Origin of the sequence: Cohaesibacter sp. ES.047, from assembly GCF_900215505.1 — a bacterium.
Classification (GTDB): Bacteria; Pseudomonadota; Alphaproteobacteria; order Rhizobiales; family Cohaesibacteraceae; genus Cohaesibacter.
This window is the reverse complement of the sequence record NZ_LT907844.1, coordinates 2,175,466-2,202,451: the sequence shown is the minus strand read 5'-3', so window position 1 is coordinate 2,202,451 and position 26,986 is coordinate 2,175,466. Positions and strand designations below refer to the sequence as shown.

Annotated in this window: 18 protein-coding genes and 1 pseudogene; 14 read left to right on the top strand and 5 right to left on the bottom strand. The window is 56.5% G+C overall.

Translation table 11 applies throughout. From position 1 onward, the window contains the following. Nucleotides 1-47 precede the first annotated feature (47 nt). From CPH65_RS10040 to CPH65_RS10020, 5 genes are all read right to left on the bottom strand, one after another. Nucleotides 48-1,637, bottom strand: coding sequence for a hypothetical protein (locus CPH65_RS10040; RefSeq protein ID WP_096173346.1), 1,590 nt, complete (start codon nucleotides 1,635-1,637; stop codon nucleotides 48-50). Continuing rightward, entirely contained in the window at nucleotides 1,634-2,782 is a 1,149-nt protein-coding gene (locus CPH65_RS10035; protein WP_096173345.1) for a glycosyltransferase family 4 protein, read from the bottom strand. Before CPH65_RS10035 ends, CPH65_RS10040 begins: the two co-directional genes overlap by 4 nt. Continuing rightward, nucleotides 2,779-4,176 (bottom strand): lipopolysaccharide biosynthesis protein, encoded by a 1,398-nt coding sequence (locus CPH65_RS10030; RefSeq protein WP_157747605.1) that lies wholly within the window; start codon nucleotides 4,174-4,176, stop codon nucleotides 2,779-2,781. The genes CPH65_RS10035 and CPH65_RS10030 overlap by 4 nt, the downstream gene beginning before the upstream one ends. A gap of 218 nt (nucleotides 4,177-4,394) precedes the next feature. Beyond that, nucleotides 4,395-5,249 (bottom strand): YdcF family protein, encoded by an 855-nt coding sequence (locus tag CPH65_RS10025; protein ID WP_157747604.1) that lies wholly within the window; start codon nucleotides 5,247-5,249, stop codon nucleotides 4,395-4,397. Next, nucleotides 5,197-5,892 carry an SDR family oxidoreductase gene (locus CPH65_RS10020; protein WP_096173342.1) on the bottom strand — a complete coding sequence of 232 codons (696 nt, stop codon included), beginning with the start codon at nucleotides 5,890-5,892 and terminating at the stop codon, nucleotides 5,197-5,199. Before CPH65_RS10020 ends, CPH65_RS10025 begins: the two co-directional genes overlap by 53 nt. A 403-nt stretch (nucleotides 5,893-6,295) precedes the next feature. Between CPH65_RS10020 and ahcY the strand changes: the two genes are divergently transcribed. The 14 genes and pseudogenes from ahcY to CPH65_RS25030 all read left to right on the top strand — a co-directional run. After that, entirely contained in the window at nucleotides 6,296-7,687 is a 1,392-nt protein-coding gene (gene ahcY / locus CPH65_RS10015; protein ID WP_096173341.1) for an adenosylhomocysteinase, read from the top strand. Nucleotides 7,688-8,208: 521 nt separating this feature from the next. After that, entirely contained in the window at nucleotides 8,209-10,815 is a 2,607-nt protein-coding gene (locus tag CPH65_RS10010) for a PAS domain-containing sensor histidine kinase (RefSeq protein ID WP_172891498.1), read from the top strand. Between the two features lie 189 nt (nucleotides 10,816-11,004). After that, on the top strand, nucleotides 11,005-12,600 hold the full coding sequence (tsaE, locus tag CPH65_RS10000) for a tRNA (adenosine(37)-N6)-threonylcarbamoyltransferase complex ATPase subunit type 1 TsaE (RefSeq protein ID WP_096173338.1): 1,596 nt from the start codon (nucleotides 11,005-11,007) through the stop codon (nucleotides 12,598-12,600). A gap of 36 nt (nucleotides 12,601-12,636) precedes the next feature. Then, nucleotides 12,637-13,380 (top strand): nucleotidyltransferase family protein, encoded by a 744-nt coding sequence (locus CPH65_RS09995; protein WP_197704002.1) that lies wholly within the window; start codon nucleotides 12,637-12,639, stop codon nucleotides 13,378-13,380. A 31-nt stretch (nucleotides 13,381-13,411) separates the two neighbouring features. Beyond that, nucleotides 13,412-16,555, top strand: a complete 3,144-nt coding sequence (addB, locus tag CPH65_RS09990; protein ID WP_096173336.1) for a double-strand break repair protein AddB — start codon at nucleotides 13,412-13,414, stop codon at nucleotides 16,553-16,555. Next, nucleotides 16,555-20,124 carry a double-strand break repair helicase AddA gene (gene addA / locus CPH65_RS09985; protein WP_096173335.1) on the top strand — a complete coding sequence of 1,190 codons (3,570 nt, stop codon included), beginning with the start codon at nucleotides 16,555-16,557 and terminating at the stop codon, nucleotides 20,122-20,124. Before addB ends, addA begins: the two co-directional genes overlap by 1 nt. 113 nt (nucleotides 20,125-20,237) lie before the next feature. Further along, nucleotides 20,238-20,555: a thioredoxin gene (trxA, locus tag CPH65_RS09980; RefSeq protein WP_096173334.1), complete on the top strand. Its 318-nt coding sequence runs from the start codon at nucleotides 20,238-20,240 to the stop codon at nucleotides 20,553-20,555. Between the two features lie 378 nt (nucleotides 20,556-20,933). After that, entirely contained in the window at nucleotides 20,934-21,071 is a 138-nt protein-coding gene (locus tag CPH65_RS24550; RefSeq protein WP_244574588.1) for a hypothetical protein, read from the top strand. Between the two features lie 81 nt (nucleotides 21,072-21,152). Next, nucleotides 21,153-21,284, top strand: a complete 132-nt coding sequence (locus CPH65_RS24545; protein ID WP_244574587.1) for a winged helix-turn-helix domain-containing protein — start codon at nucleotides 21,153-21,155, stop codon at nucleotides 21,282-21,284. 89 nt (nucleotides 21,285-21,373) lie between these two features. Next, nucleotides 21,374-21,883: an IS630 family transposase gene (locus tag CPH65_RS24540; protein WP_244574586.1), complete on the top strand. Its 510-nt coding sequence runs from the start codon at nucleotides 21,374-21,376 to the stop codon at nucleotides 21,881-21,883. Between the two features lie 132 nt (nucleotides 21,884-22,015). Then, a protein-coding gene (locus tag CPH65_RS09970; RefSeq protein ID WP_096176339.1) for an IS630 family transposase occupies nucleotides 22,016-23,076 on the top strand; the annotation gives its coding sequence in 2 pieces (ribosomal slippage) (nucleotides 22,016-22,508 and nucleotides 22,508-23,076; 1,062 coding nt in all). Between the two features lie 664 nt (nucleotides 23,077-23,740). Further along, complete coding sequence (locus tag CPH65_RS09965; RefSeq protein ID WP_096173333.1) at nucleotides 23,741-24,397, top strand: RNA polymerase sigma factor; 657 nt, start codon at nucleotides 23,741-23,743, stop codon at nucleotides 24,395-24,397. Between the two features lie 434 nt (nucleotides 24,398-24,831). After that, nucleotides 24,832-26,037: a flagellin gene (locus tag CPH65_RS24280; RefSeq protein ID WP_197704001.1), complete on the top strand. Its 1,206-nt coding sequence runs from the start codon at nucleotides 24,832-24,834 to the stop codon at nucleotides 26,035-26,037. Nucleotides 26,038-26,492: 455 nt separating this feature from the next. Further along, nucleotides 26,493-26,924: pseudogene (locus CPH65_RS25030) on the top strand (flagellin); the annotation flags it as partial. Between the last annotated feature and the right edge of the window lie 62 nt (nucleotides 26,925-26,986).

Genomic DNA, 26,986 nt, shown 5'->3' with positions numbered 1-26,986 from the left:
AACGCCGAGCAACAGCGTTGATTTCCATGGTTTTTGGCGCATTATGGTCACAGGTGCCAATCAGGATTGGGCAGGCTTCTTACAAGGGCATCAGGCTCAGACCCTTGCGGCGCGAACCATCGTTCGCACAGAGCCCGCAGGAAAGACATGCGCGGCCTCAAGATGGCGCCATCAATGACTTCGAGGTTACCGGCACGATTGAGTGTGTGCAGCTTGCGCCCCGGCCAGTGGGCGTCCGGTGCGAGACTGAACACTTCCTTCTGCTCAAAGGCCTGAGGCGTCAGGCAAGTCACCTCGAACAGCTTGAGGCCCGCACCATAGGACCGGGCGCAATCCTGAACGGGTCGAAACAGGCGGTCGCCGTCGCGTAGCATATTGCCAGCCGGGCGCGCTGCCGAAACATCGATAAGCACGGGGTTCTGGGCATGCGGCTGCCACGGACCGAGCAGATCGTCGGCGTAAAAGAGTGACAGACAATCTGAATATCCCCCCTCGCCCTCGCGCGTGACACAAAAGATCCACCATCTTTGTTCGTGTCGGGTGAGTGTCACGTCAGCGGCTTCCAGCCCCTCCAGTAGCGTTGCATGGCGGTGCCAGCCAAAGGGGAAGTTTGCCGCTTTGTAGAGTGCAACATCCCGGTTGGCAGAGGTTTCCGGGATCATGTAGGTTTCACCCTCGTGGCTTATCATGAAGGGATAGGAGAGATGATACTCCTCCTCTAGGCACACCTTGGCAGCTCCCGGATGGCCGTCATCGCCGAACGCAACCACCGAGATCACGCCCTTCTGGGTTTTCTCGTCAAGGTCCTCGAAAAACAGATAGCTGCGTCCATCCTCGATCCACGGCACCGGATCGGCATAAAAATGGGTCTCTGGATCCCGAATGACCTGCCAGCGCTCCCCGGCCAGAGACTGACGTTCGACGACACCCTCCTCATCCAGCCAGCGCCAGCCGATGCGCCAGTGGCCCGCTCGAAAAAGCTTGTAGTAGATCGATTTCAGCGCACCCCGCATGCGGCTCTTGAGTAAACGGACGCGCATTTGACGGGCGGTCGGCATCTCGGCCTGTCTGGTAATGAGGGCATGGGTCGTGCGGTGCGGATTGGCAATATAGGCCCTGATGAGCGTGCACAGTCTTATGAAGCATTGCTCCATGGCCCCCGAAAGACCAACCGCCAATTCGGCCGAAGGGTGAGCCGTTGCGACAACCGTTCCGTCGGTTTTAACAAGGGCGATTTGTGGCAGTCCATACTGAAGGATGGCAGCGATCAGCGCCCTGTCTCCCGGGTTGCCGTCATAGACAATCTTGATCACATCGTTGCCGACCGGCTCGTAACCATCACCGACCAGATCAAGCACAAGATCGAATGCAAGCCGGACCCGGGCCGAATGCTCTGTGCTGACGTCAAAGCTATCAACCGAAAGATCGTCGACATCAATCGGATCCGATTCGAGCCGCTGCCCATGATGAAGCCTGCGCTTTTCCGTCTGCAAATGCTGCAAGATGTGATCAGGTAAGGGCTTATCGTCGGACCAAAGAATGACAACGTCCGCCGACAGGTCCCTTGTCAGTCTGTCGGCAAATGTCTGGAGCCACTGCCGGGCGTGGGCAGGATTGGCATAAAGGCAAATCTTCATGCCTTTGCGACTTCCAACTTCGCCAGCTTCGGATCACTTGCCATCTGCTCTTTGATCATATCATCGAAGCGCTGGACCATGGCTTCCACTGCATAAAGATGCTTGAGCTGTTCTGATGACCGTTTCAGTTTTTCAACCACGTCCTCATTGGTCAACAGCGTCCGAATCGGATCAGCATAGCTTTCCGGCTGGCTGCTGTCCGCGAACAGGGCGCAGGGACCGAGCTCGGTGTTCATGACTTCGCGCAACACCGGCAGGCTGTTGCAAACGCACGGAACCCCGGCATTGGCCGCTTCAACAGCCGCAAGCCCGAATGTCTCGGCGGTTGAGGGGAACACAAATACGTCGAGGGCTGCCAGCAGATCGCCGACTTCCTCGGTGGTCATCTCGCCGGTGAAGTGCGTGCGGTCGGCAACGCCCAGCTCTTTGGCCAGATCGCGCAGATTCTGCTCATCAGGCCCCTGCCCGCCAAGCACCAGATGCCAACTGTCATCATGGGTGAGCGTCTTTATCGAAACGCGTTGACCCTTGAGCGCATTGAGGCGGGCGACCGTTCCCAGAAGCGTTGCATCTTGCGGCAATCCGAACTTGGCTCGGGCTTCAGACTTGTTGAGTTGGGAGGTCTTGAGCCGGAAACCATGGGGCACATGAACGATGCGCTTTGTATAGGCTTTCGGAAAGGCGGCATAATCTTTGGCTGTATCGCACGTATTGACCGTGATCTTGTCGTAAAGACCGATGCGACCGAACTGCTTGTCGACCAGGCGAATGACCTTGTTCATCATTGCAGGTGCCGACACCTGATTGGCAATGACATTGTGCACGCCAGCCAGACGCGATGCAGGCACGCCGATGATGTTGCCATAATGCTGGAAGGTGAGCACCACATCCGGTTCAAGCTCCCTGATCTGCTTGACCAGTTTGGCTAGAAAGGCCAAGAAAGCCAGAGGCTTGCCGGGTCGATCATGGCACGTGATGACCGTGTTGGGTTCATGATCAAAAGCATCGGTCTTGCGATAGAAAAACAGCTGATGTGTATCATAGCCTTTCTGCTCGAGACCCGAGGCCAAAAGGCGCGTGATTTCCTGCGCACCCGCATTTTCGGCCTGTGTTTGCATGAAGAGAATTCTGGGGCGGCGGGTCATTTTTCGAGCCTTTCTGCAGTCGCATCTGCCGGTTTGAAACTGGCTGGAGGCGTGTCGGGGCTTTCGATGAAAAAGCGTATGATGGATGGATCCATGCCGGTGAAAATGCGGCAGTAGACATTAAGCAGCAGCGCCATCGCAACCATGATGGCGGCGGTCACGACGGCCGCGCCAATAATGCCGTGAGAGGGCACAACAAGGAAGAAACCGACGACGCGCAAGATCACGGATGCGGTCACAACGACCATGTAGCGTCCCTCATGCCCGGTGAGCATCAGGAAACTCGGGGCTGCGCCGTTGGCCGCCGTGACTGCCGTGCCGATGGAAAGAATGACCAACACCCAATAATAGTCCGCATAAGAGCTGCCAAAGACCATGAGCATATAGTCGCCGGCGAGCAAAACGACACTCATGCCGCCGACCACAATCAGGAATGTGGTGATGGCCATCAGGTGCAGCGTGTGCTTAAGGGCTGGAATATCCCGTGAAAAATAGAGTCTGGGAATACGGCGGGTGGCAAAGGTATAGAGCCCGCCCGTCGCCAGGGCAAAGGCATTGGCCAGACGCGAGGCGACGAAATAGGCACCCGCCGCAATGGGGTCAAGCAGCATGCCGATCAGGAACACTTCCATATGCTGGTTCGCCGCTTCCATCGTGACCGCCAGCCACAGGCGGAACGACCGCCCGCTCCATTCGCGCAAATTGTAGCGTGGCTCGGGGGTGCCGACTTCCACGCGCACCCGGCGAGCGACCGCCCAGACCTGAGTTACCACCACGAGGATGAGGCCGATTGCGAAGACCGCAAAAATTTCGCTGGAATAGACGGGCCGCCCCATCCATAGGCACCAAGCGAGAAACAGGATGGCGATCGACCGCCACGTCAGCTCGTAATGCGCATCGCCCCAGCGGATGCCCACGATGGCACGGGTCGCGTGAGCGCTATAAAGGGAGAGCGTGTTGGTCGCCAGAAAGGCAACGGCAGCAGCGCTCAGCGTCCATTGATTGGCCAGCGGAATGTCGGCGAGGACCAATCCGGGTTCAAAAACCGCCCAGAGCAACACACTGCCAATAAGGGCACCGGTGATGGTCACGACCCAGCCAAAGCGGAGAGCACCAACGGCAAAGGCGGGGCGGTCAGCCGAGAGATATTCGTTCCACGACCGGACGATCTGCAGCTCCTGACCGGCGGCAGCAATGATGGAGAGCATCGAGACGGCGGAAAAGATGATCGAGAAATAGCCAAACTCTTTTACGCCTGCTGAGCGAGCGGCGAGCGAAAACAGGGCAAAAGCGACAACAGCACTGGCTACCTTGAGCAGCATCGTACCGACAATTCCCTGAGCAACCTTGTTGCCGACCAGTGCCTTCACTTTGAGCCTGATCGTTACTGGCATTTGAGCCGTATCCGTCATTCACACTTACTCTGAAATCGCCCGTCCGGCGATTCTCTTGGCGAAACAGCTGACCGAAAAGCCGCAAATTTCGAAACTGCACGCGCGTTGAAATATCCCTGTCCAGAATAGCCGAATCTTCAGAAAGATTTGGTTACAAGGTATGTTTAATAAAATTCAAAATGCCGTGGTTAAGAAAGTGTGCGTTCGAAAGGGCTGTATCAACGCCCGGTCAAGCTGTAGATGACGAGCCCGACCAACTCCTTGATAGTGGTGTTGGCACGGTTGATCTTGCCAGCTGGATACCAGTCGCTGACGAAGTTCGCCGGGTCAGTGCGATGGTCCACCGGATAGGCAAGCAGATCGACAAACCCAGCCTTTTGAAAGCTCTGCATGGCGCGGGACATATGGAATGCGCTGGTCACAAGGATCCAGCGGCGTTTGGTATCCATGCCAACAAGCGCCGCGCTCAGGGTGGCGTTTTCCGCCGTGTTGCGCGCCTTTGTCTCGAGCATGAGACGCGTCCGATCAAGCCCCATGTCCACCATGAGATCTCCGGTCATCTCAGCTTCGCTCCTGACCTTTTGCTTGATCAGCATGTTGACGGGAGTGGCACTCCCCCCTGTCAGCAGGACTTTTACCTTAGGCAATTTTGTTGCCAGACGCATGGTTTCGGTGATCCGCTCCCCCGCCTCGTTGATCTCGGTCTGCTGCCAGACATCGGTATTGTGGGGGATGGTGCTCCCACCCAGAGAAATGATGCCGTGAATTGGTTCGACACCAGAAAGAACTGGGTTGACCGGATAGGCTTTTTCCAACTGATAGAGCGCGATATCCGTGAGGGGCGAGAGCACCGCGAGCAACAACAGGAGCGTGCCGCCAAACAGGATCCGGGCGGCCATCAATCGGCCGCCCCACAGACAGATGAGGCCTATAGCCATGCCCAACACCAACCAGCTTTCAACCAGCAGCATCAGGCCGACTATCTTGGAGACAACAAAAAACACAGTCCCGATCACAGGATCACCATACGTGCGGCTCGCCGTTCCACTTGAAGAAGCACCCCGTGTCAGCAAGCGTCAGGCGCTCAAGGGTTCGGGCAATCCCGCCGGCGCTCTCATCGGCATGGAGCTCGGCATTTTGCCCACCCATGTCGGTTTTCACCCAACCGGGATGAAAGAGGACGCAGGTGATCTCGTCATCGCGCAACTGTTCGGCCATGATCCGCATGGTCTTGTTGACCGCCGCCTTGGAGGAACAATAGGCATATCGGTTGGTACTCTTGTAGTTGAGCGCGCCCAACTGGCTTGAGATGGTGGCGATTTTTGCACCGGACGCCCGCCGCAAGGCTGGCAGGAGTGCCTGAGCGACCCGGAAGGGAGCGATGGCGTTCACCGCGAAAGCCTCGGCCCATGCCTCGAAATCCATGTTGTCCAATTCCTGATGGTCGCCCCCCATGATACCGGCGTTGTTGATCAAGAGATCGATAGGGGCATCGGACAGATCGTTGGCGAGTTTCTCGACAGAGGCGGGATCGGTGACCTCAAGGCTGTGCAGCGTGATGCGGCCAAGACTGCCGGTCACAAGCTCGCGCAGGGCGTCAGCTTTTTCCGGCTCCCGGCAGCAGGCATGAACGTGCCAATCCCCGCGAGACAGGTAAGATCGGACCAATTCAAAGCCTACGCCACGATTGCTGCCGGTGATCACGCACTGTTTCATTGCACCTTCTCCTTCTATGTCTACTTGGCTCAGATTGACTGTCCTAGTTTACGGGCGATCAGATCCATGTGCGAGCACTTACGGTGGTCATACTGCCAAAATGTGACCAACCCGGTCTTATCAACACGCCCGCTTTGTCTTTTCATGATCTGACATGCCCCCCATCCTTCGTAAAGCCAAGAATGAACAAGTCAAGGATCAGCGTAACCCTTTGGTAAGCTTGCCTGACGTTTCCAGGCTTTGATATAAAGAATTGTTTATATCCTTATTGCTTTACGCCTTATGGCAAGGTATAGCTGGGTCAAACTCTCACAGGGCGGCAATCAATCCTATTGTCGCCCGACAAATCGAGACAAAACAGCCGATACACCATGTATCTGGCTCCGAGAATTGAGGATTCACCATGGCCGATTATGTCGTCAAAGATCTGTCCCTCGCCGATTGGGGACGCAAGGAAATTGCCATCGCCGAGACCGAAATGCCCGGTCTCATGCAAACCCGCGCCGAATATGGTCCGACGCAGCCGCTCAAGGGCGCACGCATCACCGGCTCCCTGCACATGACCATTCAGACCGCCGTTCTGATCGAAACGCTTCAGGCTCTTGGCGCAGAAGTGCGCTGGGCGACCTGCAACATCTTCTCCACACAGGACCATGCAGCCGCTGCTATCGCAGCCACAGGAACTCCGGTCTATGCCGTCAAAGGCGAGAGCCTTGAAGATTACTGGGCCTATGTCGACCGCATTTTCGACTGGCCCGATGGGGACGGTCCGAACTTGATCCTTGATGATGGTGGCGACGCGACCATGTATGTGTTGCTTGGTGCCAAGGTCGATGCGGGCGAGGAAATCATCCCGAACCCGGAAAACGAGGAAGAAGAAGTCGTCAAGGCACAGATCCTTAAACGCGCCAAAGAAACGCCGGGCTGGTTCACCAAGATCCGTGACGGCATTCTGGGCGTGTCCGAGGAAACAACCACAGGCGTTCATCGCCTCTACCATCTGGCCAAGGCTGGCGATCTGCCCTTCCCGGCGATCAACGTCAACGACTCCGTCACCAAATCCAAGTTCGACAACCTTTATGGCTGCCGCGAGTCCCTCGTGGATGGCGTCAAGCGCGCAACCGACGTGATGATCTCGGGCAAGGTAGCCGTGGTTGCCGGCTTTGGTGACGTGGGCAAGGGATCTGCTGAATCGATGCGCTCTCAGGGTGCCCGCGTTCTGGTCACCGAAATCGATCCGATCTGCGCATTGCAGGCCGCGATGCAGGGTTATGAAGTGACCACGATGGAAGACGCCGTGCCGCAGGGTGACATCTTCGTGACTACCACCGGCAACAAGGACGTCATTACCATTGAGCACATGCGCGGCATGAAGGATCGCGCCATCGTCTGCAACATTGGCCACTTCGACAGTGAAATCCAGATCGGGGCGCTCAAGAACCTTGCATGGCACAATGTGAAGCCGCAGGTGGACGAGGTCGAATTCCCTGATGGAAAACGCATCATCGTTCTGGCAGAGGGTCGCCTCGTGAACCTTGGCTGTGCAACGGGTCATCCGTCCTTTGTGATGTCGGCCAGCTTCACCAACCAGACGCTGGCTCAGATCGAGCTCTTCAAAAACCACAGCAATTACAACAATGACGTCTATGTTCTGCCCAAGGCTCTCGACGAGAAGGTCGCGATGCTTCACCTCGAAAAGCTCGGTGTGAAACTGACCCAGCTGAACAAGGATCAGGCCGACTATATCGGCGTGCCTGTGGAAGGACCTTTCAAACCGGAACATTATCGCTACTAGGCAATTTGTTAACCGGATCTTAAGGAATGACGGAAAACCAATGGGTTGGCTCGTCACTCCATATCAGACGAAATGAACGCGCTCCTTTTCTCGGTGAAAAGGGCGCGTTTTTTATATGAATTTTTATACAGACTCTTCTTCCCGAGTCCGCGAGAGGTTAATGTAAAGTGATTCGATTGGTACCGGAGGAGGCCCCGGAGCCAGTCGCACAGGCGTAGTTTCAAGCAGTATTCGTTGCGTTGTGCCCAAGGCATATCTCCTGAATGGGGTTTTCAGGAGCCGAGGAAGGAGTCTTTCAAGGATTGCTGGTCTTTGACCATTTGTCTTGAGTGCTCCAAGCATGACGCCATCAAATCGGCTTGAGACCTGTCGCCGGACGGAAAACCTTGGGACATGTCGCTCGACGGGGCAGTAGCGAGCGGCATTGCAAGAACAAAAACGAGAGTGGATTGCCTCTGCAAAGAAGCAATCAAGCGGCGGAAAGGACGAGCATGATGCCGAAACACGGCCTGTTCGGAAACATGGATTCATCACACCCCAAAGACATTTCCAGACGGGTTCTGCTGCGGGGTATCTGCCCCTTGATCCCAGCGCTTCGCTCCCGGCTCATCGCTGCCCCCGCTTTCATCACGGCGTTCACTCTGGGCGTATCGCAAAGCCAGGCACAGATCGAGACTTTGACAGGCCTTCCGGCCGTTCCCGAGATTGTTTCCGGGACAGCCGAATTGCTCAATCTGCCGTTTGAAGAACCCTCTGTCGTCAGTCAATTGCTCATTATGTCGCTTCTGTGCGCCCTGACGATCTTCGTATTGGTCGCCGGGTTCGGCTTCATGCGTGAACGCCGCAGGTCGCGGGAAAACCTGCTTGCTGCCAATCTGGCCCTCCAGACCCTGCAAGCCAAGCTTGATCAGTCAGAGAGCCTGCTCAATGCATCGGACCAGATGCTGATAATCTGGCAGGGACGCACAGACGTCCCGCAACTGCATGGTAATCTCAACACGCAGGACGCGACCCTACCGCATGGCCTTGGCATCCTTGCTTTCGGCACATGGCTCGAGGTCGAATGCGCCCAGCAAATCGAAGAGGCGATCGACCGCTTGCGCAGCACGGGGCAACGCTTTTTGCTGGTTGCTCAAACCCTCAATGGTGGCTTTGTCGAGTTCAAGGGCCGCACATCCGGGTCGAGGGCTCTTTTGCAGCTTCGTACGCTTGAGGGAGATGATCTCGACCGGGCGCAGCTGGAGTTCGAAGCCACCCGTCACGCCAACGAACTCGCCCGCATGCGCAGCCTGCTGGATGAAATGCCGATGCCGGTCTGGTCCCGCGACGAGTACGGCCAGCTCAGCTGGGTCAATCGCGCCTATCAGGAAGCGGTCGAGGAAGAAAGCATCGAAGCGGTTCTTGATGCCCAGACCGAACTGCTCGATCAGCGCGGCAGGGACTCTGTGCAGCAGGCACGCGAACAGACTGCGGGCGCTGCCTCCACCGTCAACCGTCTTCCGGTCATTGTCGCAGGCAAGCGACAGATCTTTGACGTGGTCGATGTGCAGGCCAAGGAAGGCCAGGTCGGCATTGCGACGGATGTATCCTCGATCGAGAGCGCAGAAAAGACCCTCGAACGGATGCAGGCCTTCCACACCAGCACGATGGATCAGCTGACAACCCCGGTCGCCATTTATGACTCCAACCGTCAGCTGCAATATTACAATGCGGCCTATGCGGTGCAGTTCAAGCTGGATATGCGGTTCCTTGAGACACATCCGAACGAGAGCACTGTGCTTGATCGGATGCGCACCAACCGTTGTCTGCCCGAGCAGGCCGATTTCCATAGATGGAAAGCCGAGCATCTGGCGTCCTACCGCGAAGTCGGCATGCGCGAAGACTGGTGGCACCTGCCCGACGGGCAATCCCTGCGGGCCGTCTCCACTCCCAATCCGGATGGGGGAGTGACCTATCTGTTCGAGAATGTGACCGAGCAGCTCGAATTGGAAAAACGCTACAAACTTCTGTTCCAAATGCAGCGCGAAACCCTCGACCATCTCAACGACGGCGTGGTGGTGTTCGGCTCGGACGGGCGTCTGAGGGTCTACAACCCGGCCTTCACCCGCCTATGGGAAATTGAAGACGAGTTGCTCAACGGACAGCCCCATGTTTCTGCCGTGCTTGAACGCTGCCGCAAGAAATTTCAGGATCAGGACGTCTGGGACAAGCTCAAGGCCTGCGTTGTCGATTTCAACGATGCCCGCCGCAGCACCGAGGGACGCATGGAATGCAACGACGGGCGCTACCTCGATTTCGCCTCCATTCCACTGCCTGATGGTGCGACGATGATCACCTTCGTCGACGTGACCGACAACGTCACGGTCGCGCAAGGGCTGCAGGATCGAAACGAAGCCCTGCTCGCGGCCGATCATCTCAAGAACACCTTCATCCAGCATGTATCCTACGAGCTGCGCTCGCCACTGACCAACATCATCGGCTTCACCGAGCTTCTGACGAGCGAGGCATTCGGCGCACTCAACGAGCGCCAGCGCGAATACACCGACCACATCATGAAATCGAGTTCGTCCCTGCTCGCCATCGTCAATGACATTCTCGACCTTGCCACCATCGATGCGGGCATCATGGCGCTTGAACTGGCACAGGTGGACCCGGTCGATTCCATTCGCGCCGCAGCTGAAGGGCTGCAGGATCGGCTTGCAGAACGCAACATCAAACTCGATATCTCTGTCGCCGAGAATATGGGTGAGTTCGTCGGTGATCCCAAACGCGTTCGTCAGGTGCTCTTCAATCTGATCTCCAATGCAATCGCCTTCTCGGAGGATCATTCCTCGATTTTCGTGGTTGCGGACCGGGACAATACCGACATCACCTTTACGGTGACCGATCAGGGATGCGGCATTCCCAATGACTATCTGGAAACCGCCTTCGACCGCTTCGAGAGCCGCAAATCCGGCTCCAGCCGCCGCGGCGCCGGTCTCGGCCTATCCATCGTCAAGAGCTTCGTCGAGTTGCATGGCGGCTCAATCCACATCGAGAGCAAGGAGGGGGACGGCACGCAAGTGACCTGCAGCTTTCCCATCGAGGCCAAAATCGTAAGCCCGGCCAGCGAAGAAGCGGCCGAATAGCCCCTCACCCATCTCTCTTCAAACTCGTTCCCAAGATCGCATCACGACCGCATAAGCTCCCAAGCCCTCCAGTTCTTTCTTGACCCGCAGTGCGCTGCGGATACACTCCGTCGCAAGGCTTTCCCGATCCCATGCCATTCCCTTCTTGGCACGGTTGCAGGATGCCCAGCAGAGGATGTTCACGAGACAATGCCCATACCCCCCCATGCCGATCATCACGCTCTGAGGGTTTCATCATGGCCGCTGCATTTCGAACGGCTGACCGAAGCAGCCAGCATGGCTCTTGCCGCAGATCTGGCGCGGATCCTCAAGCAAGGGGATGTGGTCGCGCTTGATGGCGATCTTGGTGCCGGCAAGAGCACCTTTGCGCGCGCCCTGTTGCGCGCGAAGGCCGATGATCCTTTTCTGGAAGTTCCCAGCCCTACATTCACTCTGGTTCAGACCTATGATTACGAGGATTTCGAAATCAGCCATTTCGATCTCTACCGGGTCGGGGATTTTGAGGAGCTCTACGAAATCGGCTTTGAGGAAAGCTGGCTCACGGGTGCGGCTTTGGTGGAATGGCCCGAGCGGGCAAAGGACCTGATGCCGTCTGATGCCCTGTGGATCACAATCGAGACCACCGAGAACGTCGGCGAAAGACGCCTGATCATGTCGGGCACTCCTGTTTGGCAGCAGCGTCTTGAACGCTTGGGACAGAAACGCAAACTCCTCAACTGCAGAGGATGGAGCGAGGCCCTTCTGAAACCCATTGATGGTGATCTTTCCCCCCGCAGCTACGACCGGGTGACGCGGCTGGCCCTTGATCCAGATGGGCAGCCCCTAGCAACAAACCCGGACGAGAAGGCCCCTTCCGCACAGTCGGCCATTCTGATGGACATGCCCGCCCGCCAACCGGGGCCAGAGCTTCCCGACGGGCGCCTTTATGACACGGTTGCCCACCGGGTGACCGATCTGCCGCCGGTGGTAACAATCACGGAAGGGCTTGATCATCTGGGTTTGCGTGTGCCGGACATCTATGGCTTCGATCTTGATGCAGGGCTTTTGTTGTGGGAGGATTTCGGTACCGAGCGTCTGACCGGTAGCGACGGCAATCCGATTGATGAGCGATATCTGGCCGTCGTGAAATGCCTCGCCCAACTGCATGACAAGACAATTCCCAATGCGTTTGACGGGGCAGGTGGCAGGCATGTTCTGCCCCGTTACGATCTGGAGGCCTTCAAGGTCGAGCTTGATGTCTTTCTCGATTTCTACTGGCCACACACGCATAGAGCCCCGTGCCCGGAGGTGGAGCGGCACGATTTTCATGCCTTGTGGCAGCCGCTTCTGACCCTTCTTGTCGACAGCGAGCGGTCTCTTGTGCTGCGCGATGTTCAGGATCCCAACTGTTTCTGGCTGGGTGAAGGGCACCGGCCCGGGGCCATTGGCTTCATCGATTTTCAAGACTGTCTCATCGGCCCGACCGCCTATGACCTTTCCGCTTTGGCACTGGATGCCCGGGTAACGATCCCTGATGATCTGCAGGACCTGATGTTCGCGCACTATGTTTCGCTTCGCAATCTGGACGATCTTCAGACCGCGGAGTTCAAACAGACCTATTGTCTGGCAGCTGCACAACGGATTTCAAAGAATCTCGGGGCCTTTGCTCGGGCCGCGGATCTTGCCGGACGGACGGGCTATCTTGAGCATGTCCCCCGCAGTCTTAAGTATCTTTGCAAGGTATTGGAACTCCCTCTTCTGTCCGGCTTAAAAGACTGGTATGACACCCACGATTTGCTTGGCTGATTCACCAAGACCAATAAGAAGAAAGGGGCTGTTGAGATGATCTCATCAAGCCAACCAGCGACAGGTATGATCCTTGCCGCGGGACTGGGCAAACGCATGCGCCCTTTGTCCGCTATCACACCCAAACCTCTGATCCCCGTAGCCGGGGAAGCAATGATCGACCGCGCTTTGTCCGTGCTTGTCAAAGCAGGCGTCGGACGTGCCGTGATCAATGTTCACTATCTGGCCGATCTCGTGGAAGTGCATGTACGCCAGCGCTCGGACATTGACATCGTCATCTCGGACGAGCGCGAAGCCTTGCTTGAAACCGGTGGCGGCATCACCAAGGCCCTGCCCCTCATCGGTCAGGATCCGTTTTATCTGCTCAACTCGGACAGCTTCTGGATGGAAGGCTCGAAAGAAAATCTCGCGCTGCTGTCCAGCCATTGGGACGACAAGGTGATGGACGGCCTCCTGCTTTTGTCTCCCACAGTCGATGCCGTGGGATACAACGGTCGGGGCGACTTTCTGCTCGATCCCTATGGTCGCTTGCGCCGACGCAAGGTGCATGAGATTTCACCCTTCGTCTACAGTGGCGCGGCCATTCTGCACCCCAGACTGTTTGACGGTGCTTCCGTCACGCCGCACTCCCTCAATGTGCAGTTTGACAAGGCCATAGAAGACGCTAGGCTCTACGGCATCATCATGGACGGAACATGGGTGCATGTGGGCACGCCAGCGTCGATTGAGCTTGCCGAGCAGGCCATCGCCGAAAGCGCGTCAGGGGGCAGACTGCTCTGAATTCCGGTCTTGAAGCCTTCGGGAGGGGCCCATGCAGCAAACGGCTCGCGTTTATTCCATTTCAGCGGCCAGCCCCTTTCTGGCCACCCTGATTGATTCCCTTGTTGATGGGCGGCTGATCCCCGGCTTCGACGCCAGCAATCCGGCGGAGTTGGGTCGTGCTCTGATTTATGTACCCACCCGGCGAACCGCAGACGCACTCAAGGACGCCTTCCTGCCGCAGATGCAAAAGCGCGGTTTGCAAAGCGTTATCCTGCCCAAGATCCATGTGATCGGAGATACGGACGAAGACCTGCTTCCGCTCAAGGTTGCGGCCGGCGATTCGGATGGCTTCTGGGATCTTCCCGTTGCCATGGACGCTGTGCAACGGCGGCTCTCCATGAGCGCGCTTGTGCATGGCTGGGCACAGCAATATGCCCGTACCGTGCTCAATCTGGACCCGAACCAACCTCTTCATGTTTCGGCCACGCCGACCGATGCGGCCTATCTGGCGATTGACCTGCTCGCCCTCATTGATGCTGTGCATCGTGAGCGTTCGGACTGGTCGCTACTCGATACTCTGGTGCCGGAGGACTATGGCACCTACTGGCAGATGAGCCTCGCGTTTCTCAAAATCGCCACCGAGTTCTGGCCCAACCATCTGGCGGAGCTGGGGCAGAAAGCCGGCTTGACGCTGGTGGATCCCGTCGAGCGGCGCAACGCGGTGATTGCAGCAGAAATCAAGGCGATTGAAGCCCATGACGGGCCTGTCATCGCCGCCGGGTCGACTGGTTCAATTCCCGCCACGGCGGACCTGCTTGAAGCGGTCGCGCGTCATCCCAAAGGCGCGCTGATCCTGCCCGGACTTGATTATCATCTGGACGAGCCGAGCTGGCAGGCGATTGGCACCTTGCACCCCGCCTTTGGCGAAGCGGAACCAGCCGCCGGTCATCCTCAATTCAACCTCAAGCAATTGCTTGACCGCATGGCTCTCAAGCGGGATGACGTGGCCGACCTTTCTGGCATTTCTGGCGCGCCTCTGGTGCGCGAGACACTGATGAGCGAGGCCTTGCGCCCGGCAGAGACCACCGAGCTTTGGAGCACAACGCTGGCACCGATTGACGAGGCCGCACGGGCTGAAGCCCTCGCTGGCGTGTCCTTTGCCGAGGCTGGCAACGAGCAGGAAGAGGCACGGATTGCCGCGCTTGCCCTGCGGGAAGTTCTGGAGCGACCGGAGGGCCGGGCGGCGCTGGTCACCCCCGACCGCGCGCTGGCGCGAAGGGTGTTGCTTGAACTCAAGCGCTGGCAGATCGATGTGGAAGACACAGCCGGCATGCCTCTGGGTGAAACGCCCCCTGCCCTCTTGATGCGTTTGATGGTGGAATGCATCGTGGGGGGCTATGATCCCGTTCACCTTCTGGCCTTGCTCAAGCATCCGCTTGCCTCGCTGGGTCTGCCGCGCGCCGAAGTCCGTCGCGCAGCGCGTTTCCTTGAGCTTCGTCTTTTGCGTGGCCCACGGCTTGGCAATGGCCTTCAGCCAATGCTGGATGAATTTGCCCGCCGCAAGATCAAAGCAATCGAAAAGGCAGAGAAATCAAGCACCGGTCTACCGGAAATCTGGCATCTGGCCGAGACTTTGCTCGCCCGCCTTGGGGAAGCCACTAGCCCCATTGAAGCGCTGATGACTGGCGACGAGCCCGCCGGATTTGGCGACTGGATAGCCGCGCTTGTTGCTGCACTCGAAGCCATCGCCCTTGATGTCGAAGGCACCCCCGACCGGCTTTATGATGAGGCTGCGGGGCGGTCCTTGCGCGGCTTCTTTGATCGCACGATCCAGCTGGATCATGGCGGCATGGTGCTGGACGCCGGTGATGTCGCGCCGTTTCTCGTGGCCCTGATGTCTGGCGAGACCGTGCTGTCACAAGGGGACGGCGATCCACGCCTGCAATTGCTCGGAACGCTCGAAGCACGGCTCCTGGATGTCGACCGGGTGGTTATCGGGGGCCTTAATGAAGGCTCATGGCCAGCGGAGACAACGTCGGATGCATGGCTATCGCGGCCCATGCGGGCGGGCATGAAACTCGAGCCGCCGGAGCGCCGCATCGGTCTCGCAGCCCACGACTTTGTTCAGGCCATGGGGCGCAAGGAAGTCGTGCTCATCCGGGCGGTCAAGAGCGGCGGCTCACCAACCGTGCCAAGTCGCTGGTTGCAGCGCCTGTCTGCCGTGGCTGGCGAGACCGCACGCAAAGCGATGGCCGAACGGGGTGAAACCTACGTACACTGGGCACGGCAGATGGATGCTCCCGAACCGTCAGAGCCTTATCAACGGCCTGTGCCTGTCCCGCCGCTTAACGCCCGCCCCAGATCCCTGTCGGTCACCGAGATCGAGACGTGGGTGCGGGATCCCTATGCCCTTTATGCCAAACATGTGCTGGGGCTTCGCGAGCTTGACGACATCGGAGCGCAGCCGGGTGGTGCGGAAAAAGGCTCGATCATTCACGATATTTTGGGCAATTTCACAAAGGACTGGACCGGTCCGTATGACGAAAGCGCAGTCGCCTGCCTTTTGAAAATGGGTGAAGAGGCCTTCCACCAGTGGGACAATTTCCCCGAGCTGATGGCCTTCTGGTGGCCACGTTTCGAGCGTATCGCCCGCTGGTTCGTGCTGGAGTGGGAAGCGCCGCGCAACGACAGGATTGCCGGTCGCTATCCAGAGATTACGGGCCGCATCACCCTATCCATGTCGGGCGGTGACTTCGTGTTGAGGGGACGGGCCGACCGGCTCGATATTTCCGATGACGACCGCCTGCATGTGGTGGATTTCAAGACCGGCCAGCCTCCCACCGCCAAACAGGTTCTGCCCGGCTTCGCACCGCAATTGGCGCTTGAAGGCTACATGGCCAAACTCGGCGGCTTTGATAACATTCCCAAAGGCATCGAAGTCGGCGACATGGCGTGGATCCGGCTTTCCGGCGGACGCACCGCAGGCGAAATAAAGACCGGTGTCGAAAAGGACTATGCCGCCGAGGATATTGTCGAATTGATCGGCAAGCGCCTATTGGGCCTGATCACGGCCTATGATGATCCGGCGAAAGGGTATGCCTCGCGGGCGCGGCCCATGATGACGCGTTTTGCAGGGTCTTACGATCATCTTGCGCGGGTCAAGGAATGGTCACTCAACGAGGGAGATGAGTGATGGCACCCACGATTCCAGCCGACACGCTTGATGCCCAGTTTCGCGCGGCCCATCCGGACAATTCGGCGTGGGTCAGCGCCAATGCCGGATCGGGCAAGACCTTTGTTCTGGCGCGGCGGGTTGTTCGGCTTTTGCTCAACGGAACAGAGCCTTCGCGCATTCTGTGCCTGACCTTTACCAAGGCGGCAGCAGCAGAAATGTCGAACCGGGTCTTCAGTGATCTGGGCAAATGGACCGAGCAATCCGATGAAGAGCTCGCCGCCCTGCTAACCGAAATCGAGGGAGAACGGCCCGATGCGGCCAAGCTGGCTCTGGCACGGCGCTTGTTTGCACGCGCACTTGAGACCCCGGGCGGGCTCAAGATCCAGACTATTCACGCCTTTGCCGAACGCCTGCTACACCAGTTCCCGCTGGAGGCCAACGTTCCGGCCCACTTCGAGATTCTCGACGATCAGCTTTCAGCCGAGCTGCTTGAGGCGGCGCTTTCGCACGTCTTGCGCGCCGCACGGCTTGGCCTGCGTCCAGACTGGCGCACGGCGCTTGATCTCGTTGTCGATCATATGGGGGATATGGGCATCCGTGATGCCCTCATCTCGCTGGTGCGCGACCGGGAAGGCTTTGGCCGTTTCATGGAAGCCAGCGAAATTGGCGGCGCGGGCGCAGGGCAAGTTGGCCTTGATGCTGCTCTTGCCGCGCTCGCCCGGACCCTTGGCGTTGCGCCGGGGGAAACTGTTGCTGATCTGGAGGCAACGATCCCGTTCGGGCCGGATTTTCAGCCCGGCTATCTCAGCCAACTCGCGCCTCTATTTGCCACCGGCGGCAAACGCGACAAGGACCAGTCGGCGCTGATGGCGGCTCTGGTCGCCTCGAAGGATCCGGCCGAGCAGATCACCCTGTGGCTATCGCTCTTTCGAAAGAAGGACGGAAACGCCAAGGCTCTCTCCTATGTCGCATCCAAGAAAATGCTGGAAGCTGAACCGAGCCTTGAAGGGGCGATTGATCGCGAGCAGGCGCGACTTGATGCCCTGTTTGACAAGAAGGCTGCGCTTCTGACCCTTGACGTCAGCGGGGCGCTGTTCGCGCTCGCCGAAGGGGTCATTGGTTATTACGAACGGGTCAAGGCGGCCCGTGGGCTGATGGATTTCGACGACCTGATCCTCAAGGCGTCCAATCTCCTGCGCGGCGTCAATGCCTCCGCCTGGGTGCACTACAAGCTCGATCAGGGCATTGATCATATTCTCGTAGACGAGGCGCAGGATACCAACCCGCGCCAGTGGGAAATCATAAGCAAACTGGGGGAGGAATTCTTCACCGGTGAAAGCGCCCGCCCGGTCAACCGGACAATCTTTGCCGTGGGCGACGAGAAACAGTCAATCTATTCCTTCCAAGGCGCCGAGCCGAAATGGTTCGCCAAAATGCGCGAGTCCTTTCGGCAGAAAGCGAAAGAGGCAGGCAAGCCGTTCGAAGACGTCAAGCTGTACCTGTCTTTCCGCTCGACACCCCATGTGTTGAGATCCGTGGACGCGGTCTTTTCCAAGTCCGAGACCTTCGAGGCCCTGTCCTCGGACAAGGTCGCAACGGTGCATGAACCGATCCGCGGACGGGATCCGGGCCTTGTCGAGGTCTGGCCGCTTTATGAGCCAATCGAGCAGGAAGAGGAAGAAGACTGGGCCAAGCCACTGGATGCGCAAGGAGAGGCGAGCCCGGCGGTCCGTCTGGCCCGTACGGTTGCCCAAACGGTTCGCCACTGGATCGAAAAAGGCGAGCGGCTCGAAGGGTCCGGACGCCTGATCACGGCTGGTGACATTCTCATTCTGGTGCGCAAGCGCGATGCCTTCGTGACTGCCGTGAACCGGGCCCTCAAGGAAGAAGGATTGCCCGTTGCCGGGGCTGACCGGCTGGCCTTGCTCGACCATATCGCGGTGATGGATCTTCTCGCATTGTGCGATGTCATGCTGCTGCCCGAGGATGACCTGTCCCTTGCCACGGTGCTCAAAAGCCCCCTGTTCGGACTATCCGAAGCGCGTCTGTTCGACCTTGCCCACGCTCCCGATGGGCGCGCCACAAGCCTTTGGGATGTCTTACAAAAACGGGCTGAAAGCGGGCGAGATTCTGACACCGATTTTGCGGCCACCTTCAGCCAGCTCAAGGCATGGCAGAGCCAGATCGACTTCCAGCCGCCGTTCGATTTCTTTGCCCAGATCCTCGGGCCGGATGGCAAACGGCAGGCCTTCATCGAAAGGCTCGGACCGGAAGCTGACGAGGTGATAGACGAGCTGTTGTCGCGGGCGCTTGACTTCGAAAAGACACAGACGCCAAACCTGCAGGCCTTTCTGGCGGCGATGCGAGCAGGTGGGGCCGAGATCAAACGCGACATGGGCGCGGCAAACGACCAGATCCGCGTCATGACCGTGCATGGCTCGAAAGGTCTTGAAGCCCCGATCGTGTTCCTGATCGATGGCACGGGAAAACCGGCCAACGCGCGGCATCACCCGCATCTGGTCGAGCTGCCCAATGATCAGGGCGGCGCGACGCTTCGGGCATGGAAGGCCCCAAGCAGCAGCCAACCACTGCCGGTGAAACAGAGCCTTGCCCTATTGGATGCTGCCGCCGAAGAAGAATATTTGCGGCTGCTCTATGTGGGCATGACGCGCGCCGAAGACCGACTTTATCTGTGCGGCTATCGGGGCAAGAACCAACCAGCGGAGAATTGCTGGTATGAGGTGGCGCGGCGGTCGCTTGCTGCCGATCTTGTCGATATCGAACATCCGGTGACCGGCGAGCCGATCCAGCGCTGGCAGCTTGAAGGGGCGTTTGTTGCCAAAGATGCGGCATCTGACAAGACTGACAAGGAAAAAGAAAGCGCTGTCTCCGCGCCTCTGCCTGATTGGTTTGGTCGGCCCGCTCCTGCAAAACCTGCCTCACCTTTGCTGTTGCAGCCCTCTCGGGCGGCGGAAAGCGAAGAAGCGGCGGACAGGCCATTTGTCAAACTGACCAAAATCCCGACCCAAGCCCATGTGTTTGACTGGGAACCGCGTCGGCGGGGCACTCTCATTCATGCGTTGATTGAGCATCTCCCTCAATTACCAAGAGAAAAGCGCTCCACGTCGGCGCATACCTATCTGGCGAGCATGGCCTCCGACATGCCTCATCAAGCGCGACAACAGATACTCGACGAAGTCATCGGGCTTATCGACCACCCGGAACATGGCGCACTTTTCAGTCCTGAAAGTCAGGCCGAAGTGTCCCTTGCTGGCTTTGTCACGCTCAATGGCGAGACAAGGACTGTGTCTGGCCAGGTCGACAGATTGATCGTGACCGACAGATCGGTCGTCATCATCGACTACAAGACGAATCGCCATCCGCCACAGACTTCCGAAGAGATTCCTCTGGCCTACCAGACGCAAATGGCCCTTTATGCAGAGCTGCTCGCGCCTCTCTATCCGGGAAAATCCATTCTATCGTTGCTGCTCTTCACAGCAGATGCTTCCATTATGGAGGTGAGTGCCGCACAACGGCGCTCAGCTCTTGATCACGTGGGTGTTAAGTCCTTGACGCAAGCCCAGTGAATACCTACCTTCAGAACAAAGAGCTAATATTCATTCTTCAATGAATATTGATAGATCAACCGCCTTGCCCGACTTCCCTGATTTCGGTGGGGCTCAATTGAAAGAGGCATGATATGGCTACTGTCAATGCTACCGACGCCACGTTTGCGGAAGAAGTTCAGGGCGATGTACCTGTTGTTGTAGATTTCTGGGCTGAATGGTGCGGCCCTTGCAAAATGATCGCTCCGATTCTTGACGAGATCGACACCGAAAAAGGTGGAAGCGTCAAAATCGTCAAGGTCAACGTCGACGAAAATCCCAACACCGCAGCTCAGTTCGGCGTGCGCTCCATCCCGACCCTCCTGCTGTTTAAAGGCGGAGAAGCGGTTGCGATGAAGGTTGGCGCTGCTCCGAAGTCCGATCTTGAAAAATGGATCGAGACCGGCGCCTGATTATAGAGCAATTCTCGGGAACACTCATTCACGAGAATGCGATAGCATACTGAGAGATAGCGTTTAAATCTAAACCGGTGACCCGGTTTATCTTCAAATCGCTCTAGTGCGCCGTTTCTGATCCTGAAACGGATCCTAAAAAACCCGGTCAAATCATCTGGCCGGGTTTTTTCATGCGCGAACGCTTCCCAATGCATCGAAGCACCAGACAATGCTCGCGTGCACCCATGAGAGTGAACGTCCGATTGCTGGACGATACCGGCCTAACGGATCAATTATCGTATCTCTTGATGGAAGATCAAAGCATGTCGCAATTAATGAGATTCAGGATTCCCATTTTTTGCCAATTGTGATTCCCTTTGAGAAAAGGGGATCATCATGGGCAAATCACTTCCTATTGCATTGCGCGAACGTGTTGCTTCATTTGTTGATGCCGGTCATTCGCATCGGGCGGCCGCCACCCATTTCCACGTGTCACCACGGTTTGTCAATAACCTGATGCTTCTCAAGAAATAGACGGGTTCTGTGCAGCCTCGCAAGCAAGGCCGACCAGACAAAGGCAAGTTGGGTGGGCATCATGAATGGATCACAAGGCGCATGTCTGAGAATGGCGATCTGAAGCTTGATGAACTTTGTCTGGAATTGGCTGAACGCGGGGTCCATGTGCATCGCTCCAACGTTGGGCGCCTGCTTCACAGGCTCGGCCTGAGCCATAAAAAAGTCTGGTAGCCACTAAACAGCTACGGGCCGCCATTGCTCATGATCGGTATGTATGGATCAATCAGCGCCAGTCTTTCTTCAACAAGGCACTGTCCCGATTGCTCTTTATCGATGTGACATCAACCAACACGAAGCTGACCAAACGGTCTGGATGGTCACCAAAAGGACAGCGCTATCGCGCTCACGCTTCTTTTGGTCATTGGAAATCCCAGGCCTTCATCGCTGGTTTGAGATCCCGTGGGATGGTTGCGCCCTGGATCGTCAATGCTCCGATGAACCGACGTATCTTTGAAACTTGGATTGAAACTCAACTACTGCCGACCCTGTCAGCTGGCGACATCGTCATCCTCGATAATGTCGCCTTCCACAAAAGTGAGAAAGCTGACAAGCTCGTCAGATCAAAGGGGGCATGGCTGCTGTTTCTTCCGCCATATTCTCCGGACCTCAATCCCATCGAAATGGCATATTCCAAACTCAAGACACTGCTGCGCAAGCGAGCAGCCAGAAGCTTCGATACAATCTCAGACGCGATCGGTGACATTTGTGACCTCTATTCTGCCAAGGAGTGTCTGAACGACTTCAAAGCTGCCAGGTCTGAGGTCAATTAATCGCATCACGCTTTAATCGGCCCGCAACGTGAAGAGGTAATACCAACAAGCGGAAGTTCTGACTCAAATTCGGGATTCCCTTTTTGATCGTTTTCTGGATCAATGGCTTTCATTGATTTGGAGGATGGCAGAATGGGCAGAGCAGTATCACTTCGTGAAGTTTATGACGGGCAGGCCTTGCAGCAGTTGTCCACGGCTAGCAAGCATGCCAACCAGAGCCGTCGGCTTTTGGCTCTGGCCGAGATTTACGATGGCGGCAAACGGTGTGATGCCGCCCGCATTGGCGGCGTTACCTTGCAAATAATCCGGGATTGGGTGCTTCGCTTCAATACCGAAGGCCCAACGGGTTTGATCGAAAAGGCACGTTCTGGAGCCCCCAGCAAACTGGATGATGAACAGCGCAAGGCTCTCGCCGCAATCGTCGAACAGGGACCTATCCCGGCCATTCATGGTGTTGTGCGCTGGCGGCGCAAGGATCTGGCCCGCTGGATCTATGAGGAATATGGCATCTCCTTGGAAGAATCCTCTGTTGGTCGTGAACTACGTGCCCTTGGCTTTGCCAAGCTCTCTGCTCGCCCCCGCCATAGAGGGCAGAACCAGTTTGCGATGGATGAGTTTAAAAAAACTTCCCAGCCGAGTTGGCAGAAGTCCGCAGAAAGCTCCCGAAAGGAGCCCCGATAGAAGTGTGGTGGCAGGATGAGGCGCGTGTCGGGCAGAAAACCAAGATCACACGTCGTTGGGCAAAGCGCGGAACCCGCCCTGTTGCACCGAAAGATCAAAGGACAAAGTCAGTCTATATCTTCGGGGCTATCTGCCCGGCACGTGGTGTAGGGGCGGGTTTGGTCCTGCCCTATTGCAACAGGCAAGCCATGCAGTGGCATCTGGAAGAAATCTCCGGCCAAGTCGCTGATGGAGCCCACGCAATCCTCATTCTCGATCAGGCAGGCTGGCACACAACGCAAAATCTTGACGTGCCGGACAACATCACATTGCTCCCGCTACCACCAAGGTCTCCTGAATTGAACCCGGTCGAGAATATATGGCAGTTCATGCGGGAAAATTGGCTTTCCAACCGGATCTTCTCATCCTACGAGGAAATCCTCGCGATATGTTGCGAAGCCTGGAACAAACTCGTCGATCAACCTTGGATCATCATGTCCATCGGATTGCGAGAATGGGCAAATCGGTTCTGAATTCCGCTCGATGGTATTAGGTCACCCCGCCCGGGGTGGCCTTTTTGTTGCCAGACCCGCCTCAGTCTGCGGGCCTCTTCAAAACGAATCACCAATGATTCTTCTGCGTGTTTTCAGCGGCAAAAAGACCTTTCTAACCTGTGAAAAGGGGCGGTTTGAGCGCTAAAAATGCTGCGCTTCATGTCTGAATTGTTTCTGATATTTTCCCAATAATTTCCGCTTTTCATGCGTTTTCTCAAACAGAGCATTCGTCTTTCGACTGCGTTTTGTCACGTACAACCAAAACAACTTTTGAACACATGTCCAACAAACGCCTTGGCATTTTTGTCATTCGGTTTCAAAACTCATTCCATTACAACCCAAAATAGAACAGAAATACTATTTTCTACATTACAAAAATATTTTTCACTTACCTAAACTTGTATTTCAACCCGGTTTTCTTGGCCGCGAAAGATCGTTTCGCGCCTTTACATAAGAAGCTGACGCACCTCACTTGCAACGGCAATATGTTCCGGGCACTAGGAAATTTTTGCCTAGAAACAGCCAGAAAAATGCAGAAAAAAAACATATAGTTACACGCCTGCCTTTGTCCCATAGAACGTTTAATTGGTACGACGCATTTTATGATGCGAACTGTGGCCGCGCCGTGGGAATGGAACGAAGAATGGGAAATGCAGCGCTAAAGTGTCTTTCGCAACCGGATCGCTCCGAAGCTATTTCGGGCAAGGCGAAATCCTTGCAGGCAAGTGACCTGACAGCCTTGTCCGACGACGAGCTGTTCGGCTTCATTGCACTGGGACAGCAAGAGGCCTTCCAAGCGCTTATAGAACGACACATTGATCGCGGCTATGCCGTCGCCTACCGAATTTTGCAGAATGCATCGGATGCGGAGGATGTGCTGCAGGATGCCTTCTTGCAGGTTTGGTCCCGTCGTGAAAGCTGGAAACCGGGCAAGGCGAAATTCTCCACCTGGCTGTTTCGTGTTGTCACCAACCGCTGCATTGATCAGTTGCGCCGCAAAAAAACCTCTTCGATGGATGTGCTTCCCGAACTCACGGATGACAGTTCGAACCAATCACAGATACTCGAAATGCAGCAAGCGCTTGAGCTGCTTGAAGACGCGATGGGAGAACTGCCCGAACAACAGCGCATCGCCATCGTTTTTTCCTACCAAGAAAATCTTAGCAACGGCGAGATTGCCGAGATCATGGAGACCAGCGTTTCGGCAGTGGAATCCCTTCTGAAGCGGGGACGCCAGAAGCTGCGCAAGATTCTGAAGAGCCACAGTGGCGACATTCTATCGCTGTTTACGCAAGGCTGATTTGTCAGGCTGTATGGTAAAGAGATGACTTAACCAGCCGGCCACGGCATGGTTCAATGCATGCACGGTCTGCATAAAGGGATCGTGAGGTCCCAGGCGACAATCCGATGATCATCCACGATCGCACGGCGCGTTAAGAACTTCGTAAGTTCTTGAAAACACTCACTGGCATTATCTAAACTTTGTTGATGCAAGGTTAAATTCCGCGCAAATAAATTGAAATAAAATGTGCCCGGATTCGCCTGCCTTCTCCGTTTTATCTCCGAGGCGTGATTATTGACGCCAAACTGCCCCAGTATGGGAGCGGATAAAGTTTACTGTGTTCACCGGAGCAGCCGTTTGAGTTGCTGCAAAGGGGACGCAAGAGACAAGTGCGAGTAGCTTTGCGAACGATTGGGCGATCGTAAAGCATGCACCAGTTCAGGAGTTAGACAATGCCCGTTATTTCTACCAACACTGCCGCCAATACCGCGGTTCGTTTCCTCAACATCAACGCCAATGAACAGTCGAACTCTCTGGCCAAACTTGCCAGTGGGTCGAACATCAACAAGGCATCTGACGATGCTGCCGGTCTTGCTATCGCAACCAAGATCTCGTCTGACGTTGCCGCTCTTGAGCAGGCATCCACTAACTCCTCCCACGGTATTTCCGTGCTGCAGACCGCCGATGGTGGCGCATCCAACATTGCCGACATCGTCGAGCGCATGAAGGTTCTGGCCTCCCAGTCCGCGTCCGGTACCGTGACAGCTCCCGAACGCGCTTACATCCAGGCTGAATTTGAACAGCTTCAGGAAGAGATTGACGGCATCACCGAGTCCACCCGCTACAACGGCCAGAGCCTGCTGAACGGGACTTCGGATTTTGCTGATGACACCGTTGAGAGCGCTCCCACAGCACTAACAGGTGCCGCTGGCGACGTCACGATTACTGCTGACACGACAGGCGTCATTTCGGTTAACGGCACTGAAATCGAAATCAAGGGTGAAGACGCTCTTGATGATACGCTCACCGTCGATGATCTGGTCAAGATGATCGAAGATGGTCTCCATGACAAGGGTGTCTATACAATTGAGGTCGAGAACGACGGTAGCACCCTTACTCTGTCATCTCTTGACAAAGGCAAAGATGCGGTCATTGAAGTCAAAGACGTATCCGGCACTATCAACGTAGCCGCCCTCGGCTTTACAACCACTAAAACAACAGGCACCACGACCGAGAAAGAGACCACAGGCGCGGATATCGTCGTCGGCTCGACCTCAGCCGATACCATCAACCTGTCGATCAAGTCCCTGACCACTGAAGAACTGGGTATCCAGAAGCTTGATGCCAACGGCGACGGGCTCGATGTCTCGACCGAAGAAGGTGCCGCCAAGGCTCTGTCGGTTCTCGATATGGCAATCGACAATATTTCCAACGCCCGCGCCGAACTGGGTGCGACCATGTCGCGGTTCGAATTCCGGTCCGCGCAGATCGACACCAGTGTTGAAAACCTCAAGGCTGCTGAATCCGCCATTCGCGACGTGGACATCGCCAAGGAACAGGCACAGCTGTCCGCTTCCACGGTCAAGGTTCAGGCCGCTGTGGCTGCTGCTTCGCAGGCCAACCAGATGCCGCAGAACCTGCTCAGCCTGATCCGTTAGGCTCAATTCTGGCAAGGCTGGAATGACGCGTAAAAGGTCGGGGCGAACTGCTCCGGCCTTTTCTATTGTGATCCGCTCTGCAGCAATCCCGAACCAATCCGCAACACGGTTAATTCGGGCCTATCACAAAGGATCCGGCCTCACGTTCCGGCGCCAACAAACCCTTCGTAACACCTTGAAATCAAACACACGCCCAACCTTAGGATTGTTTACGATATGGTTAATTTTTGCATCAAAAAAGGAAAATAAAAACTGCCTGAAATTGTCAGCCTGCTCCGTTTTATAGACGAGGCGTGAAGAAGGTGCCCCTTGCCCTTCTTTCAGTGCGGACTGTGTTTGGAGTGTTCGCAGAACCAAGAGTTTCAGGTTTCTCGACAGAAACGTTCGAAACAAAGCGATTAGCATTACGAGCGATTGGGCGATCGTAAAGCATGCACCAGCTCAGGAGTTAGACAATGCCCGTTATTTCTACCAACACTGCCGCCAACACTGCGGTCCGCTTCCTCAACATCAACGCGTCTGATCAGTCCAGCTCTCTGGCCAAACTTGCCAGTGGGTCGAACATCAACAAGGCATCCGACGATGCTGCCGGTCTTGCTATCGCAACCAAGATCTCGTCTGACGTTGCCGCTCTTGAGCAGGCATCCACTAACTCCTCCCACGGTATTTCCGTGCTGCAGACCGCCGATGGTGGCGCATCCAACATTGCCGACATCGTCGAGCGCATGAAGGTTCTGGCCTCCCAGTCCGCGTCCGGTACCGTGACCGCTCCCGAACGCGCTTACATCCAGGCTGAATTTGAACAACTTCAGGAAGAGATTGACGGCATCACCGAATCCACCCGCTACAACGGCCAGAGCCTGCTGAACGGAACTTCGGATTTTGCCGATGAAACCGTCGAAACCGCCCCGAAATACGAAGGTGTTGGTGCTCAGGTAACCAGTCTGGC